The sequence below is a fragment of the Nocardioides kongjuensis genome (assembly GCF_013409625.1).
Classification (GTDB): Bacteria; Actinomycetota; Actinomycetes; order Propionibacteriales; family Nocardioidaceae; genus Nocardioides; species Nocardioides kongjuensis.
The window spans coordinates 935,384-955,262 of record NZ_JACCBF010000001.1; the positions used below are offsets into that span (position 1 = coordinate 935,384).

Here is a 19,879-nt window from a genome sequence, read left to right on the forward strand (position 1 = left end):
CCGTCTTCCTCTCGAAGTCGGGTGGCGGGTGGGGGAGCGGACGCTCAGATCGCGGTGGTGACCGGTCGCGACTGGAGCATGAACAGGCCGGTGTCGTCGTAGGCCCACTCGATGTCCTGGGGGCAGCCGTTGAGGTCCGCCAGGTGCAGCCCGAGCTTGACCAGGTCGGCGAGCTCGGTGTCGTTGAGGATCTGCTCGTCGACGATGCGTGCCTTCTTGACGCAGCCCTTGCGGTCGAGCGTGTAGTAGTCCGGGGTCACCTCGCCGGAGACGACGTGCTCCCCGATCCCGCGGGCCGCCTCGATCACCACCCGGTCCTTGCGGTGGTTGACGGGGTCGACGGTGAACATCACACCGGCCTTGGTGGCATCGACCATCTGCTGGACGACGACCGCCATGGCGATGTCGTTCAGATCGCCCTTGTGCTCGCGGTAGAAGATCGCGCGCTCGGAGAAGAAGGAGAGCCAGCACTCCACGACCTTCTCCAGCACATCATCGAGCGTCTCGACGAACAGGTAGGTCTCCTGCTGGCCGGCGTAGGAGGCGTCGTTGCTGTCCTCGGCGCAGGCAGAGGAACGGACGGCGACCGAGCAGCCGGCCGGAAGGCGGCGGTACTGCTCCTCGATCAGGTCCCGCGGCGGCTTGGCGGCACGCACGACCGCGCGCGCCGCGTCCAGGTCACGGGCCTTGAGGTGCCTCACGAGCGCGTCGCCGTCGACGGCCTCGACGAACGCGTTGGCGGTGATCACGAAGCCCGGGGGAACGGGCAGCCCGTTCGCGGTCATCGAGGCGAGGCTTGCGCCCTTACCTCCGGTCAGGTCGACCTCGCAGCAGCGCGGGTCGTCGAAGGGCAACACGAGGGGTGTGTTCATGACAGGTCATCTCCCAGGAGTTCGGCGAGGAAGTGATCGATGTGCTGGCGCATGACCTTCCCGGCCAGGTCGCCATCGCGCTGACGGAGCGCGTCCAGGATGGGAAGGTGCGTGTTGGCGATGGCCAACAGGTCGTGGTGCGACTTGATCACCGAGACGAGCGTGTAGGCCTCGATCCGCAGCCCCGACCAGCTGTCGAGCAGCACCCGGTTGCCCGCGGTCTCGATGATGATCTCGTGGAAGCGGGCGTCGTGGACGAGCACGCCGTGCTGGTCCTGGCTCCGGGCGGCGTCCATCATGTTCTGGAACTCCGCCTCCAGCTGGCGCAGCGTGGAGTTGTCCACCTGCGGCGCGGCGAGCTGTCCGGCGAGCTCCTCCAGCACGGCGCGCACGGGGTAGCTCTCGGCGAGCTCCTCGCGCGACACCTCCCGCACCCAGGAGCCCTTGTACGGCGCGGACTCGATGAACCTCATCGCCTCCAGGTCGCGCAGCGCCTCCCGGACCGGTGCCTGGCTGACGCCGAACTCCTGGGCGAGGGCGAGCTCGACCACCCGCTGCCCTGGACGGTAGGTGCCGTCCAAGATCCGCTGGATGACGATCTCCTTGACCTGCTCGCGCAGGACCGACCGGGAGAGCGTCACGACAGCACCTCGACGACACCGGTCGAGCCGTTGACGCGGATGCGGTCGCCGGTCTTGATCTTGCGGGTCGCCTCGGAGGTGCCCACGACAGCCGGGATGCCGAACTCGCGCGACACGACGGCAGGGTGGGAGGCCATGCCGCCGGCATCGGTGACCAGGCCAGAGATCTTGGTGAACAGCACCACCCACGCGGGGCTGGTCATCCGGCACACGATGATCTCGTCGCGCTGGACCTCGGCGAACTGCTCGGGGGAGAGGACCAGGCGAGCGGTGCCCTCGATGACGCCGGTCGAGGCGCCCAGGCCGTGCACCTCGTTCTCCGCGGAGGGCGGCTGGCGGTACACCTTCTCCGGGAACGCCCACAGGTTGAGGTAGGGGAAGGCGAGGTTCTCCTCGGTCGCGGTGCCGACCCAGTCGCGGGGCCGGATCTCGTAGGCGTCCTCCTGCGCGTCGCGGCGGTCACCCACCAGCTCCTTGGCGTCGAAGCTGTGCGAGCCGGCCATCAGGGTGCGCAGCTCGTTGTACTTCAGGAACATCACGTCGTTGGCGTCGTCGAGCTGGTCGGCCTCGACCAGCTTCTTGCCGATCGCGACCAGCACGAGCCGGACACGAGCGTTGGTGCCCTGGTCGATGTAGAAGTGGTGGTCCGGCGTCAGCGGGTTCATCCGGAACGACAGGTCGAGGGCTGCCTCGAGCTTGGTCAACTGCTCGCCGGTGACCCCCTCGACTGCCTCGGCCCGCGCCTCGGCCAGGTCCTTCGCCACCGCCGCGATCTCTGCCGGGTAGTCGTAGTCGGCCTCCAGGTATCCCCGGACCGCCTCGAGGACGGGCGTGGGGTCCTCACGCCAGGTCTTGAACGCGAACTCGTGGGCCCACATCGACTTGAAGCCGTACTCAGCCTGGTAGGCCTCGATCTCCTTGGCGAGGAACGCGCGGCCCTCGTCGGTGCCCTGCAGCGCCTTGAGCACGTCCGCCCCCGTGGTGCCCGCAGCGAACGCGGCGGCAACGGCGCCCGTGTTCGCCTTGACGGCCTCCTTGATCTTCCACAGCTCCTCGATGGAGTCCCAGTTGCGGTTCTCGGTCGAGGACTGCAACCGCCCCATCAGCGCGGAGTGGTCGCCCTCGCCCTTCGCTTCGGCGATCGCGGCGTTGAGGTTCATCGTGGCCGAGAACTGGCTGAAGTTGAGCGTCCAGTGGATCGCCCAGTGCCGCTCGTGCATGTCGATGGCGTCCTCGAGCAGGATGGCCAGCTCGACCAGGCTCGCGGCGTCGTAGTCGTAGGTGTCGAAGCGCTCGAAGTTGCGCTTGATCTCGGGGACCAGGCGGTCGCGCCACCAGACCAGGAAGTTCTCGGCGTACGTCGGCAGCACCCAGCCCATGTAGCCGCCGATCTCCTCGGCGTAGGACTCGTCCAGGGGAGTGCGGGGCGTGTAGCGGGCGCCGTACTCGCTGGCCTCGGCGTGCAGGCCGGCCTCCGCCGGGATCGCCGCGGTGTAGACGTAGCCGTTGATGATCTTGGAGATCCAGTCGGCAGCGAAGGGCGTGCCGAAGCGGCGGAACATGTAGTCGCAGCGCAGCCACCAGCCGCCGATGTCGGCGTACATCGGGCTGATCGGGTTGGGGATGTGGAGGTCGTCATGGACCCACAGCAGCTCCTGCTGCCCCTCCTCCCACTGGATCGGGAACTCGTCGTCGCCGAGGAAGGTCGCAACGGGATTGGTCATGTCTGGCCTCCAGGTGGTGTGGCGCCCATCACGCCGTGGTTTCGATTATCGATAATCGAGCGTGATGGCCGTCACGTCAAGGGCGTCGGCGAAAATCTTCGGATTCGGCAGCGAGTGCGTGAGAGAGGGCGTGCGTCAGCCAGTGCGACCTGGGGCAGCCGGCGTTGAGTTCGAGCAGATCTGCCACATCTGCTCGAACTCGATTGCGCCCCGCGTGCGCCCCAACGAGAAGTGGCGGCTGACGCCGCGGAGGTTTCCGCAGGTCAGCCGCCACTTTCGACGACTCTGGAGAACGAGTTCGAGCTGTTCTCCTATATCTAGGCCTAGATGTCGTAGTAGTGACGACCCTGGCCAGCTGACCTGCGAAAACGCCAACCTGGAGGGCTCATGGGGTGCTCTCGGTACGCAGGCCCAATGCCCGTTGCGCGGCTGGGGTCCGGGACGGCTCCGCTGGAGATGGGTCTGTACCCATGAGGTAGGCCGCGCATGACGGAGAGGCTCCCGGTCGAGTCGCCGCACAGCATCGCTCGTGGGGCGCACGTCGCTTCCGCCGCTTTCTCAGACCAGCATCTGAAATCTTGCAGCTGCCGCTAGCAGCCGCGTCCTCGCGAAGATTGGAGCTCGTGAGGAAGGGATGAGAATGACAGCGGGCTTCGTCGAACGTTTGGTCGTCGGGAGTGGCGCGTGGGTTGTAACAGCTCCTTACCGTCAGCCCCGCTCGATAGACGCACTGGCCCCGTGGGGCGACTTCCACCTCAAGCGGCAGGGCGCCCTCTGGACGGCTTGTGGCGTGCCTGCCAACGATTGGCACGTGTTCTGGACCCACACGTTCAAACCGGAAATCCCGGAAGCTTGTTTGGAGTGCTGGGTGGTCGTCAAGCCGGCTGTGTCGCAGGGCATCGGCCATGAGTGAGCCAGCGAGCCGGACATCAAGCGTCGAGTTCCAGGTTGTTGGTATTGACGACCACCTCGTCGACTATCTCGAGGCCTGGCAGCTGCAGAGACGGGTCCATGACGCCGTTGTCAGCGGCGCGGCTCCGACTGTATTGCTGCTGGAACACCCGCCGACGTTCACCGCCGGCAAACGAACTGATCCGCACGAGCGGCCGGTCGACCCAGGAGGTGCTCCGGTGATCGACGTCGATCGTGGCGGCAAGATCACCTATCACGGTCCGGGGCAACTGGTGGGGTACCCAATCGTGCCGCTTCCTGAACACGTACTGGTCGTCGACTATGTCCGTCGTGTCGAGGAGGCACTGATCCAGGTCTGTGCCGACTTGGGAGTCATGGCCGGCCGTGTACCTGGGCGTAGCGGAGTCTGGCTTCAAGCCGATCCGACGACCGGGAGACCGGAGCGGAAGATTGCCGCCGTCGGCATCCGGGTGGCGGGCGGGGTGACGATGCACGGCTTTGCCATCAACTGCGACGTCGACATGAGCTGGTACGAAAGGTTCGTGCCCTGCGGCATCGCAGATGCTGGCGTCACGTCTCTTTCGCTGGAGCTCGGCCGCGAGGTGACGGTGGCCGAAGTGATCCCGCTAGTGCGGAAGCACCTCGCGGTCTACCTCGCCTGGCATTCATATGAGCCGACTCCGAACCTCGCGCCGCGCCCGGAGCCGCTGCATGTCGTGCTCGTCAGGCCATCGATCTGAGCGACCCGATCACCATCTGAAGAGGCGGGGCTTCCGACGGGGCTCTCTCCGCTTCCACGATTGCGGCCTGTCCACACGCTTTGACCGAAGGCACCCGATGACCGACGAGACCCTGTCCAACCTGCTGACCGAGACCCGCACGTTCGAGCCGCCGGCAGAGCTCGCTGCCCACGCGAACGTGAAGGCCGACGCGTACGCCGCGGCCGCGGCCGACCACGAGGGCTTCTGGGCCGAGCAGGCGCAGCGACTGACCTGGGCCGAGCCGTTCACGCAGATCCTGGACGACTCCAGCGCACCCTTCTACCGGTGGTTCGCCGACGGCACGCTCAACGTCGCGTACAACTGCGTCGACCGCCACGTCGCGGCGGGCACGGGCGACCAGGTCGCGATCCACTTCGTCGGCGAGCCCGGCGACAGGCGCGACATCACCTACGCCCAGCTGAAGGACGAGGTGTCGCGCGCGGCCAACGCGCTCACGGACCTCGGCGTCACCGCGGGCGACCGCGTGGCGATCTACCTGCCCATGATCCCGGAGGCCGTCGTCTCGATGCTGGCCTGCGCCCGCATCGGCGCGACGCACACGGTCGTCTTCGGCGGCTTCTCGGCCGAGGCGCTCGCCTCCCGCATCGAGGACTGCAACGCGAAGCTCGTGATCACCGCCGACGGCGGCTACCGCCGCGGCTCCGCCTCGGCCCTGAAGCCTGCCGTCGACGCCGCCCTCGAGAAGGTCCCGGGCGTCGCCCAGCACGTCCTCGTCGTACGCCGCACGGGCCAGGAGGTCGCGTGGCACGACGGTGTCGACGTCTGGTGGCACGACGCCGTCGACGGCGCGTCCGCCGACCACACGCCCGAGGCGTTCACGGCCGAGCACCCGCTGTTCGTCATGTACTCCTCCGGCACGACGGGCAAGCCGAAGGGCATCCTCCACACCTCGGGTGGCTACCTCACGGGCACGGCGTACACGCACCACGCGGTCTTCGACCTGAAGCCGGAGAGCGACGTCTACTGGTGCACCGCCGACGTCGGCTGGATCACCGGCCACAGCTACATCGTCTACGGCCCGCTCGCGAACGGCGTGACGCAGGTGCTCTACGAGGGCACGCCCGACAGCCCGCACAAGGGCCGCTGGTGGGAGATCATCCAGGACTACAAGGTGACGCTCTTCTACACCGCGCCCACCGCGATCCGGACCTTCATGAAGTGGGGCCGATCGGTCCCCGACGGCTACGACATGAGCTCGCTGCGCCTGCTCGGCTCCGTCGGCGAGCCCATCAACCCCGAGGCGTACGTCTGGTACCGCAGCGTCGTCGGCGGCGACCGCTGCCCCGTCGTCGACACGTGGTGGCAGACCGAGACCGGCATGATGATGATCAGCCCGCTGCCGGGCGTCACCGCCGGCAAGCCGGGCTCGGCGATGACCCCGCTGCCGGGCGTCGACGCCGACGTCGTGTCCGAGGACGGCGTCCCGGTCCCCAACGGCTCCGGCGGCTACCTCGTGCTGACCAAGCCGTGGCCGGCCATGCTGCGCACGCTGCTCGGTGACGACGACCGCTTCGTCGAGACCTACTGGTCGAAGTACGCCGACCAGGGCTGGTACTTCGCCGGCGACGGCGCGAAGAAGGACGACGACGGCGCGATCTGGCTGCTCGGCCGCGTCGACGACGTCATGAACGTGTCGGGCCACCGGCTGTCCACCACCGAGATCGAGTCGGCCCTCGTCTCGCACCCGCGGGTCGCGGAGGCGGCCGTCGTCGGTGCGTCCGACGAGACCACCGGCCAGGCGGTCGTCGCCTACGTGATCCTCCGTGAGGGCATCGACGGCGTGGACGGTGATGCGCTCGTCCAGGAGCTGCGTAACCACGTCGCCACCGAGATCGGCGCCATCGCCAAGCCGCGCTCGATCATGATCGTGCCCGAGCTGCCCAAGACCCGCTCCGGCAAGATCATGCGCCGCCTGCTCAAGGACGTCGCCGAGAACCGCACCGTCGGCGACACGACCACCCTGGCCGATCGTTCCATCATGGCGGCCCTCTCGGCACAGGCCCCGCGGCCGGTCAACGAGGAGATCGCCGACAAGCTGATCCTGCCGTACCTGAACCACGCCATCCGCATGTTCGAGGCGGGCTACGCCTCGGCCGTCGACATCGACAACGGCATGATCTACGGCTGCGGCTACCCGAAGGGCCCGATGACGGTCGCCCAGGAGCGCGGCATCTACACGCCCGCCGGTGGTGCCTCGGAGGCCGCCGAGCACGAGTTCAAGATCGCGATCAACAAGGTCGGTGTCGTCGGCACCGGCACCATGGCCTCCGGCATGATCCAGGTCTTCGCCCAGGCCGGCTACGACGTCGTCTTCGTCGGCCGTGGCCAGGACAAGCTCGACGGCGTCGTCTCCTTCATCGACAAGGGCCTCTCCAAGCTCGTCGAGAAGGGCCGCCTCTCCGAGGACGACAAGGCCGCCACGCTGGGCCGCCTGCACGGCGCCACCGAGCGTGAGGCGCTCGCCGACGTCGACATCGTCGTCGAGGCCATCGCCGAGGACCTCGCCATCAAGACTGAGCTTTATGCGGACCTCGACCGGATCTGCAAGCCCGGCGCGATCCTGGCGACCACCACGTCGTCGATGCCGATCACGAAGCTCGGCGAGGCCACCTCCCGCCCGGAGTCGGTCATCGGCATGCACTTCTTCAACCCGGCCACCATCCTCAAGCTCGTCGAGGTCGTCACCACCGAGGCCACCGGCGCCGACGTCAACGAGACCGTCCTCGCGCTCTGCAAGAAGATCGGCAAGGTCGCCGTCTCCTGCGGTGACCGCTCGGGCTTCATCGTCAACTGCCTCCTCTTCCCGTACCTCAACGACGCGGTCAAGCTGCTCGAGTCGGGCGAGGCGACCATGGAGGAGATCGACGCCGCGATCAAGGAGCAGGCCGGCTTCCCGATGGGTCCGTTCGCGCTGCTCGACCTGGTCGGCAACGACGTCTCGCTCGCCATCGAGAAGGAGCTCTTCGAGACCTTCGGCGCCGAGGCCCCGGAGTTCGAGCCGGCCGCGACCCTGGTCGCGAAGGTCGAGGCGGGCGAGCTCGGCCGCAAGACCAAGAAGGGCTTCTACGACTACTCCGCGTGAGTCGCAGCCACTTCGTCGTACGGCGTCGGTCCCTCGGGGCCGACGGCGCGCGGCCCGTTCACGGGGCCAATGAGCCCACCGCTACGGACTGAGAGGTCTCATGGCATCACTACACACCGTGTCCCTTGGCAGCAGCGGAGCCCAGGTGGTGTTCTGCCACGGTCTCTTCGGCCAGGGCCGCAACTGGACACAGCACGCGCGGGACCTCGCGACGGACCATCGAGTGGTCCTCGTGGACATGCCGAACCATGGCAGCTCGCCGTGGACCGACAACATGGATTACATGGCCATCGCCGAGCAACTTGCCGCGACCCTGCGCTCCAAGGGGCCATCGGTCGTCGTGGGCCACTCCATGGGTGCGAAGGTCGCCATGATTCTGGCCTTGAGATTCCCCGAGCTCGTCGAGCGTCTTTGCGTCGTAGACATGTCGCCTGCGACCTACAGGGACGACTCGAGCTTCAGGGCACATATCGACGCGATGATGGCCATCGATCTGCCGCATGAAGCCTCGCGCGCTGACGCTGACACGTTGCTGCGCGCCGCTGTGCCCGACGACCCGGTCCGTTCCTTCCTCCTCCAAAGCCTTCGCCGAACGCCACATGGATGGAGATGGCAACTGAACCTAGAAGTGCTTCGCGACGAACTCCCCGCGATCATGGGGTGGCCGACGGAAGCTATCGCGGGCCTTCGTAGCTACGCCGGACCCGTGCTGTGGGTCGCCGGCAAGAATTCAAACTACGTCACCGAAGAGCACCAAGTGGCCATGCAGACACTGTTCCCCGCGGTGCGCACGGTCGTCATACCGGGTGCTGGCCACTGGGTACACGCCGAGCAACCGCTCGCGTTCCGCGATCATCTGAGGGCCTTCCTCGCTGGGTCGCCTGAGTAACGGAATGCTGTGGGGCCGGTCGTGTTCCCGAGGACTGGCCTCGCCAGAACGGGCGGCACATCGCCAGCCTCAGAAGTGGGTCCATCCCGCTGGTCCGTCGTACGCCTCGCCGTCGACGGTCACCATTGGCTGCCCACCGTCCGCGGGAAGAACGGCGCCGACTTGCGTCCACCCGTCCGGGAGCTCGGCAGTCCTGTTGAAGCAGGCCAGGAGTGGATGGTCATCGCCTCCGCTGAGGATGCACTGCATCCGATCGACGCCGGTACCGGCCGGGCCGCTCGCCGGGGGTCCCACCAGCCGCAGTTCGTCGGTCCACAGGTCGATGACAACATTCGATGCCTGCGCGAGGTGTCGAGCGTCGGCAACCAAGCCGTCCGAAACGTCCAACATGACGGTTGCGCCAGCGCGCGCTGCCTCGGGGCCCGCGGCATACGGCGGGGTGGGACGGTGATACGCCTTGAGGAGTTCCTGCGGCTCGCTGACGCCACGCTCCAGCAGTGCGAGCCCGGCAGCCGACCAGCCCTGCCTGCCGGCGATCGCGACAGTGTCGCCGGGTCGAGCTCCTGAGCGCAGCACGGGAGGGGCTGGGCAGGAGCCGAGCACGGTTACCGCGAGCATCAGCGTGTCGGAGCTGGTCAGGTCGCCACCCACCACGCTCGCGCCGACGCTTCCCGCCTCTTCCGCGAAGCCGCGGACGAACTCCATCACCCAGGCGGCTGGTAGGTCGTGGGGGAGTGCCAGTCCGAGCGTGAGGGATGTCGCGGTGCCTCCCATGGCGTTGACATCAGACAGGTTCTGGGCCGCTGCACGTGCGCCGATGTCTGCTGCGGGGGACCAGTCGCGTCGAAAATGACGGCCTTCGACCATGAGATCAGTTGAGATGACCGGGCACGTTTCTTGACCGCGCACTACCGCACAATCATCGCCAGGACCCACGATGACGTGGCTTCCCTGGGGGAGTATCGAGCGGATGGCGTTGATCAGACCGAATTCGCCCGCGTGCGCGACGGTGGGCAGCCGTAGGGTGCTGGAGGAACCAGGCATTGTGCCTTCTGGAGATTCGTAGGGGCGGCGGCAACCACGCGGCTTAGGGGCCGCCCGTTGCGGCACCGGCCAGATCGGCGGCTGCCATCGACAGTTCGGCGCGTGCCGCGTCGGGGAGTTCGAGACCTCGGGTGCTGACGACGAGCGCCCATGACGTCTCCCCGGGCGCGCGTCGCGGCACGAGTCGTGCTGCGCAGGACACGTCGTCGCGGAACTCGCCGCGCTCGACGACGACGGAATCGGCGGTGAGTGTGCGTAGTTGGGCCTCGAGGAGTGCCAGGTCGGTGGAGGTATTGCGCGTAAAGGGACGCAGCCCTTGATCGCGAAGCATCTCCCGACGCTCGCGTGGTTTGAGGCCAAGCATGAGGGCCTTGCCCAGCGCCGTCGCGTGCGCCGAGACGTCGAGCCCACGCTCGAAGTGCTCGAGATAGGGCGAGCCGGGCCCTTCGACATAGTCGACCACCACTACCCGATCACCCTTGAGCCGACCCAGATAGGCGCTGAGCCCGGTGCGCGCGGCAAGGTGTCGAAGGACTTCCTTTGAGTCAGGAGGGTGGCCGAGGCCGGACAGGACGTCGTAAAAGCGGCGCGCTACTTCGGAACCGGAACTGTAGGTGCCGTCGGGGAGGCGCTCGAGATAGCCCTCGTAGGCGAGGGTCCGCACCAGGTGGTACGTCGTAGAAAGGTTCAGTTCGCACATGCGCGCGATCACCTTTACCGGCAGAGGGTGGCCCTGGGCCACTACCTCTAGGACGCGCAATGCTCGGCCGACGCTCTGGACGAAGTCGTCCGGCGGGCTCAAACGGTCCTGCATGCCACGCACCTCCAATCACCCACATTGTAGTGATGGCCGTCACAGGCGCTATGGAGGTTTCGTCATGGGAAATCCAGGGGTCTGCCCAAGACCCGGCATGCATCCAACACTGGGGCCCGATCCGCGAGCGGCGTATGAAGGGGCGATCCCACCTTCGTCGATCGGACAGGGCCAGTGGCACCCGATCGGGCGCCGCCGGCCCGCGCCGCCGCCACCATCGTCTCTAACGAAGGAACTTTCTTCATGTTGCAACGTCTGAGGGCCACTCTGCCTCTTTCCCTGTCGATCGCCGTGCTCGCCGCGGTCTGGGTCGACGTATCACTGAACTTCACTTTCCACTGGGCCACCGCAGGCGACCTGGGTAACGGCCTGGCTCTTCCAGGCAACCTCCAGCTCATCGCGCCGGCCGCCTTCGTCTCGTGGGCCACGTTCTTCGCCGCCGGCGCGGACGGTAGCGCGATGCGCAAGGCGATCGCCTCGTCGCTGAGCGGCTGCGTCGGTGCGTTCGCCCTCATGGCGATGGGCCCGAAGGTCGCCGGACTGCCTGATTTCTGGGGTCTCGCGGTTGTCGTCGGAGTTATCGCCACGATCGTCGTACTCGCATCTGCGGCAGGGGAGTGGTACTTCGTCCCCGGCGTCTTCGGGGCCTTCGCGTCCACAGTGTTCTGGTGGATCGCGACGGGACTCGACGGCTGGGCGCCCGGCGGCGGAGGCGCCGCGAACACGCTGAAGGCGCTGGGCGACCCCACCACCGCAGGTGCCGGTGCGTTCGGAGGAGTGCTGTCGACCCCGATCTTGTGGGTGGCGATCTCGACGTTCGCCTCTCTCCTCTGTGGCTGCCTGCTCGGCCTCATGTCCGTGAAGTTGGCGGGAGTCCTCGGATCGGTCATCGGCCCAAAGGAACAGTGACGACTGCTGACGTCGCTCGGTGGGCACCCGGTCACGACCGGGTGCCCACCTGTTTTCACCATTTGAAATCCAAGGGACTACCTCCCGCACGCGACGGCACCAACACTCGTTCCTTATGAGCGAACCGACTCTTATCGGATCCGTACAGCGGGCACTACGACTTCTAGAAGCCGTGGCTGCGAGCGCCGATCCCGTTGCCGCCAAGAGCCTTGCGCGGATGACCGGCCTGGCCCTGCCGACGACATATCACCTGCTGCGCACGCTTGTGTTCGAGGGATATCTCCGCAAGCTTGCGGACGGGTACGTCGTTGGGCCTGCGGCCATGGTGCCTTCGACCCCCGCATTGCAGAGCCTCCTGCCGAGAATCCGTCCCGTTCTCAAGTCGCTGCGTGACGAGGTCGGGGGGGCTACCTATCTCTCGGTATATAGCGAAGGCGAGATCCGGCTGTTGGACATCGCCGACGGCCCGAATGTTCCCTGCGTCGACCTCTGGGTCGGCGTGCACGATTCAGGCCACGCAACCGCCTTCGGAAAGTGCATTCTCGCCGGCCTTTCGGCGGCGGACCGCGCCGACTACATCAGTCGGCACCAACTGCACGACCTCACGCCGAACACGATCACCGACCGTCGCGTGCTGGAACGCCAGTTGGACGGCCAGGCCGCCATTTGGTCGGACGCCGAGGAGTATCTCCTCGGCACCGCATGCCTCGCCGCGCCGATCCGCGTGGGCGAACATGTGGGCGCGGTAGCGGTGTCCTTGCCTGCGCGACGGCCGCCAGTCAACGGCCATTCGGCGGCTCTCCAACGAGCCGCGCGACGGCTTGGCTGGGCCATGGCTGGGCCGCTGATCAGTATCTGAAAACGCGCCACTGTCGGGTGCTGTGACGGCAGCCACACCATGGGTTTCCCCGACCAAGGAGGAACAAATGGAAGCCCGTGTCCAGCGTGAGCTGTACGACCAGATGGTGCTCATTCGCACCTACGAAGAGGCGATCCTGCGTGAGTACCACGCAGACAAGAAGCCGGTCTTCGACATCGGCGCCGGCCTCGTGCCTGGCGAGATGCATCTCTCCGCGGGACAGGAGCCGGTTGCTGCCGGTGTCTGTGCCCACCTCACCACGGATGACGCCGTCACGGCGACTCACCGGCCGCATCACTTCGCGATCGCGCACGGTATTGACCTCAACGCGATGACTGCGGAGATCTTCGGTCGTGTGGACGGCCTCGGAAAGGGGCGCGGCGGGCACATGCATCTGTTCGACCCGAAGACGCACTTCTCGTGCTCGGGCATCATTGCAGAGGGTTACCCGTCGGCTGCCGGTGCTGCGCTGGCCTTCAAGAAGCGCGGGACCGGCCAGATCGCTGTCGGTGTGACGGGTGAGGGTGCCGCGAACCAGGGTGCCTTCCACGAGACCCTCAACCTCGCTTCGCTGTGGAAGCTGCCGGCTGTGTTCATCGTCGAGGACAACGACTGGGGCATCTCCGTGCCGCGCAGTGCGTCCACCTGCGTTGCCTCGAACGCCGAGCGCGCTGCGGCGTACGGCATGCCGGGCATCCGCATCGAAGACAACGCCGTCGAGGCGGTCTACGAGGCGGCTGGTCACGCTGTTGAGCGAGCCCGCAACGGCGGTGGCCCGACCCTGATCGAGGTCCACACGCTGCGACTGTGGGGCCACTTCGAGGGTGACGCTCAGGGCTACCGCTCCGACATCGAGGGCGTCCCCGGCCAAGACCCGATCCCGACTTACGAGGCCACGCTTCGCTCCGCCGGTGTGCTCGACGACGCCGCGGTTGTGGAGACCCAGACCCGAGCCACGGAGCTGGTGGAGTCCGCCATCGCCTTCGCCAAGGCCAGCCCCGAGCCCGACCCGTCCACCGTCCTCGACTACGTCTTCGCCTGAACGGAGCAAGCATCATGACAACCACCACTGAGCAGTCCAGCAAGCGGCTGAACACGGCCAAGGCCATGGTCGAGGCGATCGCCTCCGAGATGGAGCGCGACGAGAACGTCTTCGTGCTCGGCGAGGATGTCGGCCCCTACGGCGGCATCTTCTCCTCCACGACCGGACTCATCGACCGCTTCGGTCCCGAGCGTGTCATGGACACGCCGATCTCCGAGACCGCCTTCATCGGTGCGGCCATCGGCGCCGCGACCGAGGGTATGCGCCCGATCGTCGAGCTCATGTTCGTCGACTTCTTCGGCGTCTGCATGGACCAGATCTACAACCACATGGCAAAGATTCACTTCGAGTCCGGCGGCAACGTCAAGGTCCCGATGGTTCTCATGACGGCGGTCGGTGGCGGCTACTCGGACGGAGCGCAGCACTCGCAGTGCCTGTGGGGCACGTTCGCCCATCTGCCTGGCATGAAGGTCGTCGTCCCGAGCAACCCGGCGGACGCCGCAGGCCTCATGACCGCCGCTATCCGAGACGACAACCCCGTTGTGTTCATGTTCCACAAGGGCGTCATGGGCCTGCCCTGGATGGCCAAGAACCCGCGCTCGATCGGCCCGGTTCCGGACGGCGACCACGTCGTAGAGATCGGCAAGGCCGCCACTCCGCGCAGGGGCTCCGATGTCACGGTCGTCACTCTTTCCCTGTCTGTGCACCACGCGCTCGACGTCGCTGAGGAACTGGCCGGCGAAGGCGTCGACGTCGAGGTCATCGACCTGCGCAGCATCGTCCCGCTCGACACCGAGGCCATCCTCGAGTCGGTTGGCCGCACCGGTCACCTGGTGATCGTCGACGAGGACTACCAGTCCTTCGGGCTCTCCGGAGAGATCGCTGCTCGCATCGCCGAGTCCGACCCGACCATCCTGAAGTCCCCGATCAGCCGCGTCGCTGTTCCAGACGTCTCCATCCCGTACTCCCGCTCGCTGGAGTACGCCGCCCTTCCCACCCGGGCCCGTATCAAGGCCGCGATTCTCGAGCAGGTTTCCAAGTGACCGATGTCCTCTTTCCCGTGATCTCCGCTGACAACCCCGAGAGTGAGGGCACCCTGGCGACCTGGTTCGCCGAGGACGGCTCCAACGTCGCCGAGGGCGACCTGCTCGCCGAGGTGGCCGTCGACAAGGTGGACATGGAGATCGTGGCGGCGAGCGCTGGCATCTTGACCCACGCGGTTGAGGAAGGCGCCGTCGTCGTACAGGGTGCCGTGATCGGGACCATCTCGTGAGTGAACAGCTGCGCGGTACGACGAAGCGGCTCGGCGCTCTCCGCAAGGTGATCGCTGAGCGGATGATGTCGTCGCTGCACGGTTCTGCCCAGCTCACCACGGTGATCGAGGTCGACGTGGAGGAGGTGCTCCGCCTCCGCCGGCAGATCGTTGCCGGCGGAGGCGAGGCTCCGAGTCTGCTCGGCTTCTTCGCCCGGGCCGCCGTGCTCGCCCTGCGCGATCACCCGGTGATCAACTCGGCGCTCTCAGAGGAGTCAGAGCTCACGTACTTCGACGTCGAGCACCTGGGCATGGCCGTCGACACTCCGAAGGGTCTGATGGTGCCAGTCATCCGCAACGCCGGCGACCTCGGTGCGCTGGAGCTCACCAACGCGATCCGAGACGTGGCCGAGCGCACGCGCACCGGCCGGATCGCCCCGGAAGAACTCGGCGGTGGCACGTTCACGATCACCAACACGGGAAGTCGCAAGGCACTCTTCGACACCCCGATCATCAACCAGCCGCAGTCGGCGATCCTTGGCATCGGTGCGGTCGTCCCGCGTCCGGTGGCGATCGCCGACGGCGAGGGCCACTACGAGGTCGAGGTGCGATCAATGATGTATCTCGCCCTGAGCTACGACCACCGCGTGGTCGATGGCGCCGACGCCGCGCGCTATCTCGACTCGGTCCGTGGGAATCTCGCCGATCCCCAGGGGCTGCTCGAGGCACGTGCCGAGGTCGTGGCCTAATGGGGGCTTCCCCTGCCACCACCCCCTCGGGTCGCCGGTCTCCGGCGCCCGAGGGGCGGCGGTTGCTGCGCCTCGAGGTCCGAAACGCATCCACTCCCATCGAGGAGAAGCCAGAGTGGATCAAGGTCCGGGCCAAGATGGGGCCGGAGTACACCCAACTCACCAATCTGGTGAAGTCGGAGGGTCTGCACACGGTTTGCCAGGAGGCCGGCTGCCCCAACATCTTCGAATGCTGGGAAGACCGCGAAGCGACATTCCTCATCGGCGGCGACCAATGCACGCGTCGCTGCGACTTCTGCCAGATCGACACCGGTCGGCCACAACCGCTGGACCGCGACGAACCCCGCAGGGTTGCGGAATCCGTCCGGACCATGGGCTTGAAGTACGCCACCATCACCGGAGTCGCGCGCGACGACCTCCCCGACGGCGGCGCCTGGCTGTACGCAGAGACCGTCCGCGCGATCCACGACCTCAATCCGGGCACGGGCGTCGAGAACCTCGTCCCGGACTTCAACGGCGACCCCGACCTCCTGGCCGAGGTGTTCGAGTCTCGACCCGAGGTTCTCGCGCACAACCTCGAGACCGTGCCGCGCATCTTCAAGCGGATCCGGCCGGCGTTCCGGTACGAGCGGTCGCTCGATGTCCTGACCCAGGCGCGCGCGTTCGGCCTCGTGACGAAGTCGAATCTGATCCTGGGCATGGGCGAGACCCGCGAGGAGATCAGCGAAGCCCTTCACGATTTGCACGATGCAGGTTGCGAATTGATCACCATCACCCAGTACCTGCGCCCGAGCCCACGTCACCACCCGGTCGAGCGATGGGTGAAGCCGGAGGAGTTCGTAGAGCTCCGTCAAGAGGCCGAGGACATCGGCTTCTCCGGGGTGCTCTCCGGGCCACTCGTCCGTTCGTCGTACCGCGCCGGACGTCTCCACCGCGACGCGCTCCAGCGCCGCACCGAAAAGGAACTCTCATGAGCAAGGTCGATCTCGTCATCCTCGGCGCCGGCAGCGCCGGCTACGCCTGCGCGCTGCGTGCAAGTCAGCTGGGCCTGTCGGTGGTTCTCGTCGACCGCGACAAGCTAGGCGGCACCTGCCTGCACCGCGGATGCATCCCCACCAAGGCACTGCTCCACGCTGCAGAGGTCGCCGACCACGTCCGCGAGGCCCCCGCGCTCGGCATCGGAGCCGAGCTGACCGGCATCGACATGGACAAGATCCACCGCTACCGCACCGGCGTCATCGACCGCCTTCACCGTGGCCTGACCGGTCTGGTCGGCAGCCGGGGCATCGAGGTCGTCGCGGGTGAGGGCCAGTTCGTCGGTCCGAACACCGTCCAGGTCGGCGAACGCACCATCGAGGCTGACGCGGTCGTCCTGGCGACCGGCGCCCGGCCCCGCCGGATTCAGGGTATCGAGACCGACGGCACCCACATTCTGACCTCGGACGACGCCCTGACGCTCGGCCGCGTCCCCTCCTCCGCGATCGTCCTCGGAGGAGGCGTCATCGGATGCGAGTTCGCCTCCCTCTGGCGCTCGCTCGGCGCCGCTGTCACCGTCGTCGAGGGCCTTCCCCGCCTCGTCGCCAGCGAAGACGAGGACATCTCGCGGCAGCTCGATCGCGCGCTCAAGCGGCGCGGCATCAAGATCCAGACGGGTCAGAAGGTCACCGGGGTCGAGCGCACCACGGACGGCGTGCGCGTCGCGTTCGAGGGCGACTCCACAGCAGAGGCAGAGGTCCTTCTCGTTGCTGTCGGACGTGAGGCCGTCATCGACGGCTTCGAGGAAGCCGGCATCGCCGTGGACCGTGGTGTCGTGGTCACCGACGAACGGCTGCGCACCAACCTGACCAACGTGTACGCCGTCGGTGACCTCGTCGCCGGGCCACAGCTCGCGCACCGCGGCTATGCCCACGGCATCTTTGTCGCCGAAGAGATCGCCGGACTCGCGCCCCGGCCCGTGAACGACGAGCTCGTGCCCAAGGTGACCTTCACCCAGCCGGAGATTGCCTCCGTCGGACTCACCGAAGCTGTCGCGCGTGAGCGCTACGGCGACCAGATCACCTGCGCGACACAGGACCTGGCCGGTAACGGTCGCAGCCTGATCCTCGGCTCGGGCGGAATGGTGAAGGTCGTGCGGCGGCACGAACACGAGGTCCTCGGCGTCCACATCGTCGCTGCACGCGCTGGCGAGATGATCGGCGAAGGGCAGTTGCTGACCAGCCTCGGAATCGCACCCGAAGCGGTCGCGCCCTTCGTCCATGCGCACCCCACCCAGCACGAGGCCTTGGGGGAGGCCCTCCAGGCCCTCGCCGGAAAGGCGCTGCACGGCCACTAGAACTGCGGCGGGGCTGCTGCGTTCGACCCCGGCAGCCCCGCCGCCTCCATCCCAACCACAAGCACACGGGCGCTCCAGCCAGGAGCTGAGAGGGAGCTAGCGCGCTCCAACCGTTGAACCTGACCCGGGTCATACCGGCGGAGGAAGTGAGAGGTCATGATTCCAAGGTTGTTCTGCCTGGTGAGTGACGAACGCCAGATCTCGTTCGCCCACCACCTCGTCGACGCGGGCATAGACGGCTTCCAGGTGCGAGCCAAACAAAGCAGTGCACGCGACATGACGCGAATGACGCGCAAGCTCATCGACGAAGTACGTCCACGAAGCATTCCCGTGCTGGTCAACGACCGACTCGATGTCGCCCTCGCGGTGGACGCTGACGGAGTGCACCTTGGGCAGGACGATCTTGCCGTTGCCGAGGCGCGGCGGCTCGCGCCCTGGATGATGATCGGCGCCACCTGCCGAACTCGCGAAGATGTCGTGAGGGCGGAGGGATCGGGCGCGGACTACGCCGGAATCGGCCCGTTGTTTCCCTCGACCTCCAAGGCAGATCTGCCGGAACCGTTGGGGCAGCAGAACCTGGAACCGGCGGTGGGTGTTCTACCGCTGATCGGCATCGGTGGGATCAACCAGGGTCGAGCCTCAGCAGTCGTCAACTCGGGCGCCCACGGCATCGCCGTGATCAGCGCGATCTGGGATGCCCCCGACCCGATCAATGCAGCTCGCGATCTCGCAGTAGCCCTAGCCAAGGCTCAGGTGATCCTGTGACGCGCATCAGGATCTGCGGAGCGGGCATCATCGGCTTGGCCTGCGCCGAGGAGCTGTTGCTCCGCGGCCACGACGTCGAGGTCGTCGACCCCGCCCCCGGCTCCGGGGCGTCGTACGCCGCCGCCGGGATGCTCTCGCCGTCCGGCGAGCTGTGGCACGGCGAGGCCGACCTGTTCCGCCTGGGCCGGGCCTCGGCCGACCTCTGGCCCGCGTACGCCGCCCGGCTCGGCGTCGCCTTGGCGCAGAGCGGCACGCTGCTGGCTGGCGCGGATGCCGGCGACGTCCAGGAGATCGACCGCCAGCTCGGCCTGCTCGCGGAGGCGGGCGTGGCTGTCGAGGCGCTGACCCGCCGCGAGCTGGTCGCCCGCGAGCCCGGGCTCGGACGCGTCACCGGCGGTGCCTGGCTGCCCGACGACCACTCTGTCGACCCCCGTTCGGTGGTCGCTTCGCTGCTGGCCCGCGTGCCGGTCGTGCCGGTCGCCTCCGGTGCGCGTGTCGACCTGACTGTGCTGGCGACGGGGGCGCACCTGCCGGCGCCGTACGCCGCGCTGGTCCGGCCCGTCCGCGGCGAGATCCTACGACTGCGTGCCCACGCGCCCGACCAGGCGCCCGCGACCACCGTCCGCGGCCTCGTCCACGGCGAGCCCGTGTACGTCGTGCCGCGCTCGGGCTCCGACGAGATCGTCATCGGGGCCACCTCCGACGAGCACGACACCCCGCCGGTGCCGACCGTCGAGGGCACCTTCCGGCTGCTCGAGGCAGCCCGCGCGCTGCTGCCCGGGCTGGACCGCGCCGAGCTCGTGGAGGTGACCGCCCGCGATCGCCCGGGCACGCCCGACAACCTTCCGCTGGTGGGCCCGACCGGCGAGGACGGCGTGCTGCTCGCGGCCGGCCACTACCGCCACGGCGTGCTGCTCGCCCCGATCACCGCGCAGGCGCTCGCCGACCACGTCGAGACCGGTGCCGTCGACCCCGCGCTCGACCCGCGCCGTTTCGTGACCGAAGGGAGTGCCGCATGAACCTGACCGTCAATGGATCCGCGCGCGAGGTCGCCGAGGGCACCGTCGTACGCGACCTGCTCCCGGAGGACTGCCGGGGCACCGCGGTCGCCGTCAACGGCGCGGTCGTGCTCCGCGCCGACCACGCCACCACGCCGCTCACAGAGGGCGACGTGGTCGAGATCGTCACCGCCGTGCAGGGAGGCTGAGCAG

Annotated in this window: 19 protein-coding genes, 1 pseudogene and 1 riboswitch; of the genes and pseudogenes, 15 read left to right on the plus strand and 5 right to left on the minus strand. The window is 67.5% G+C overall.

Features of this window, described 5'->3' with window-relative positions:
- Positions 1 to 44: 44 nt before the first annotated feature.
- Genes BJ958_RS04430 through BJ958_RS04440 form a run of 3 tightly spaced genes read right to left on the minus strand, consistent with a single transcriptional unit; the run spans position 45 to position 3,237 of the window.
- Positions 45 to 872: a PEP/pyruvate-binding domain-containing protein gene (locus BJ958_RS04430; protein ID WP_179725724.1), complete on the minus strand. Its 828-nt coding sequence runs from the start codon at positions 870 to 872 to the stop codon at positions 45 to 47.
- Positions 869 to 1,513, minus strand: a complete 645-nt coding sequence (locus BJ958_RS04435) for an FCD domain-containing protein (RefSeq protein WP_179725725.1) — start codon at positions 1,511 to 1,513, stop codon at positions 869 to 871. The genes BJ958_RS04430 and BJ958_RS04435 overlap by 4 nt, the downstream gene beginning before the upstream one ends.
- Positions 1,510 to 3,237: a PEP-utilizing enzyme gene (locus tag BJ958_RS04440; protein ID WP_179725726.1), complete on the minus strand. Its 1,728-nt coding sequence runs from the start codon at positions 3,235 to 3,237 to the stop codon at positions 1,510 to 1,512. Before BJ958_RS04440 ends, BJ958_RS04435 begins: the two co-directional genes overlap by 4 nt.
- Positions 3,238 to 4,142: 905 nt before the next feature.
- Between BJ958_RS04440 and lipB the strand changes: the two genes are divergently transcribed.
- The 4 genes and pseudogenes from lipB to BJ958_RS04455 all read left to right on the plus strand — a co-directional run bounded on the left by lipB (position 4,143) and on the right by BJ958_RS04455 (position 8,902).
- Entirely contained in the window at positions 4,143 to 4,889 is a 747-nt protein-coding gene (lipB, locus tag BJ958_RS04445; RefSeq protein ID WP_179725727.1) for a lipoyl(octanoyl) transferase LipB, read from the plus strand.
- A 97-nt stretch (positions 4,890 to 4,986) separates the two neighbouring features.
- Positions 4,987 to 6,927: pseudogene (gene acs / locus BJ958_RS27295) on the plus strand (acetate--CoA ligase); the annotation flags it as partial.
- The gene (locus BJ958_RS27300) at positions 6,910 to 8,013 is read left to right on the plus strand and encodes a 3-hydroxyacyl-CoA dehydrogenase family protein (protein WP_218866104.1); all 1,104 of its coding nucleotides are present in this window, start codon (positions 6,910 to 6,912) and stop codon (positions 8,011 to 8,013) included. The pseudogene acs and the gene BJ958_RS27300, both read left to right, overlap by 18 nt.
- 118 nt (positions 8,014 to 8,131) lie before the next feature.
- Positions 8,132 to 8,902, plus strand: a complete 771-nt coding sequence (locus BJ958_RS04455; protein ID WP_343052562.1) for an alpha/beta fold hydrolase — start codon at positions 8,132 to 8,134, stop codon at positions 8,900 to 8,902.
- 69 nt (positions 8,903 to 8,971) lie between these two features.
- On the opposite strand, the gene BJ958_RS04460 is transcribed toward BJ958_RS04455, so the two are convergent.
- Both BJ958_RS04460 and BJ958_RS04465 read right to left on the minus strand, forming a co-directional pair.
- Complete coding sequence (locus BJ958_RS04460) at positions 8,972 to 9,946, minus strand: thiamine-phosphate kinase (RefSeq protein ID WP_179725730.1); 975 nt, start codon at positions 9,944 to 9,946, stop codon at positions 8,972 to 8,974.
- Between the two features lie 43 nt (positions 9,947 to 9,989).
- Complete coding sequence (locus tag BJ958_RS04465) at positions 9,990 to 10,760, minus strand: IclR family transcriptional regulator (RefSeq protein ID WP_179725731.1); 771 nt, start codon at positions 10,758 to 10,760, stop codon at positions 9,990 to 9,992.
- 243 nt (positions 10,761 to 11,003) lie between these two features.
- On the opposite strand from BJ958_RS04465, the gene BJ958_RS04470 reads away from it, so the two are divergent.
- From BJ958_RS04470 to thiS, 11 genes are all read left to right on the plus strand, one after another.
- Positions 11,004 to 11,669, plus strand: coding sequence for a DUF1097 family protein (locus BJ958_RS04470; RefSeq protein WP_179725732.1), 666 nt, complete (start codon positions 11,004 to 11,006; stop codon positions 11,667 to 11,669).
- Between the two features lie 115 nt (positions 11,670 to 11,784).
- On the plus strand, positions 11,785 to 12,528 hold the full coding sequence (locus tag BJ958_RS04475) for an IclR family transcriptional regulator (protein WP_179725733.1): 744 nt from the start codon (positions 11,785 to 11,787) through the stop codon (positions 12,526 to 12,528).
- Positions 12,529 to 12,595: 67 nt separating this feature from the next.
- Entirely contained in the window at positions 12,596 to 13,570 is a 975-nt protein-coding gene (locus BJ958_RS04480; protein WP_179725734.1) for a thiamine pyrophosphate-dependent dehydrogenase E1 component subunit alpha, read from the plus strand.
- A 14-nt stretch (positions 13,571 to 13,584) separates the two neighbouring features.
- Positions 13,585 to 14,613: an alpha-ketoacid dehydrogenase subunit beta gene (locus tag BJ958_RS04485; protein WP_179725735.1), complete on the plus strand. Its 1,029-nt coding sequence runs from the start codon at positions 13,585 to 13,587 to the stop codon at positions 14,611 to 14,613.
- The gene (locus tag BJ958_RS27595; RefSeq protein WP_179725736.1) at positions 14,610 to 14,843 is read left to right on the plus strand and encodes a biotin/lipoyl-containing protein; all 234 of its coding nucleotides are present in this window, start codon (positions 14,610 to 14,612) and stop codon (positions 14,841 to 14,843) included. Before BJ958_RS04485 ends, BJ958_RS27595 begins: the two co-directional genes overlap by 4 nt.
- Positions 14,840 to 15,571 (plus strand): 2-oxo acid dehydrogenase subunit E2, encoded by a 732-nt coding sequence (locus BJ958_RS04495; RefSeq protein ID WP_343052563.1) that lies wholly within the window; start codon positions 14,840 to 14,842, stop codon positions 15,569 to 15,571. Before BJ958_RS27595 ends, BJ958_RS04495 begins: the two co-directional genes overlap by 4 nt.
- Positions 15,571 to 16,545 (plus strand): lipoyl synthase, encoded by a 975-nt coding sequence (gene lipA / locus BJ958_RS04500; RefSeq protein ID WP_179725737.1) that lies wholly within the window; start codon positions 15,571 to 15,573, stop codon positions 16,543 to 16,545. Before BJ958_RS04495 ends, lipA begins: the two co-directional genes overlap by 1 nt.
- Entirely contained in the window at positions 16,542 to 17,903 is a 1,362-nt protein-coding gene (lpdA, locus tag BJ958_RS04505; RefSeq protein ID WP_179725738.1) for a dihydrolipoyl dehydrogenase, read from the plus strand. The genes lipA and lpdA overlap by 4 nt, the downstream gene beginning before the upstream one ends.
- A 55-nt stretch (positions 17,904 to 17,958) precedes the next feature.
- A riboswitch (TPP riboswitch) is annotated at positions 17,959 to 18,066 on the plus strand.
- A 17-nt stretch (positions 18,067 to 18,083) separates the two neighbouring features.
- Positions 18,084 to 18,668, plus strand: a complete 585-nt coding sequence (gene thiE, locus BJ958_RS04510) for a thiamine phosphate synthase (protein WP_179725739.1) — start codon at positions 18,084 to 18,086, stop codon at positions 18,666 to 18,668.
- Positions 18,665 to 19,687 (plus strand): FAD-dependent oxidoreductase, encoded by a 1,023-nt coding sequence (locus BJ958_RS04515; RefSeq protein WP_179725740.1) that lies wholly within the window; start codon positions 18,665 to 18,667, stop codon positions 19,685 to 19,687. Before thiE ends, BJ958_RS04515 begins: the two co-directional genes overlap by 4 nt.
- A complete protein-coding gene (gene thiS, locus BJ958_RS04520; protein WP_179725741.1) occupies positions 19,684 to 19,875 on the plus strand; it encodes a sulfur carrier protein ThiS in 192 nt (63 codons plus the stop codon). The genes BJ958_RS04515 and thiS overlap by 4 nt, the downstream gene beginning before the upstream one ends.
- Positions 19,876 to 19,879: the final 4 nt, after the last annotated feature.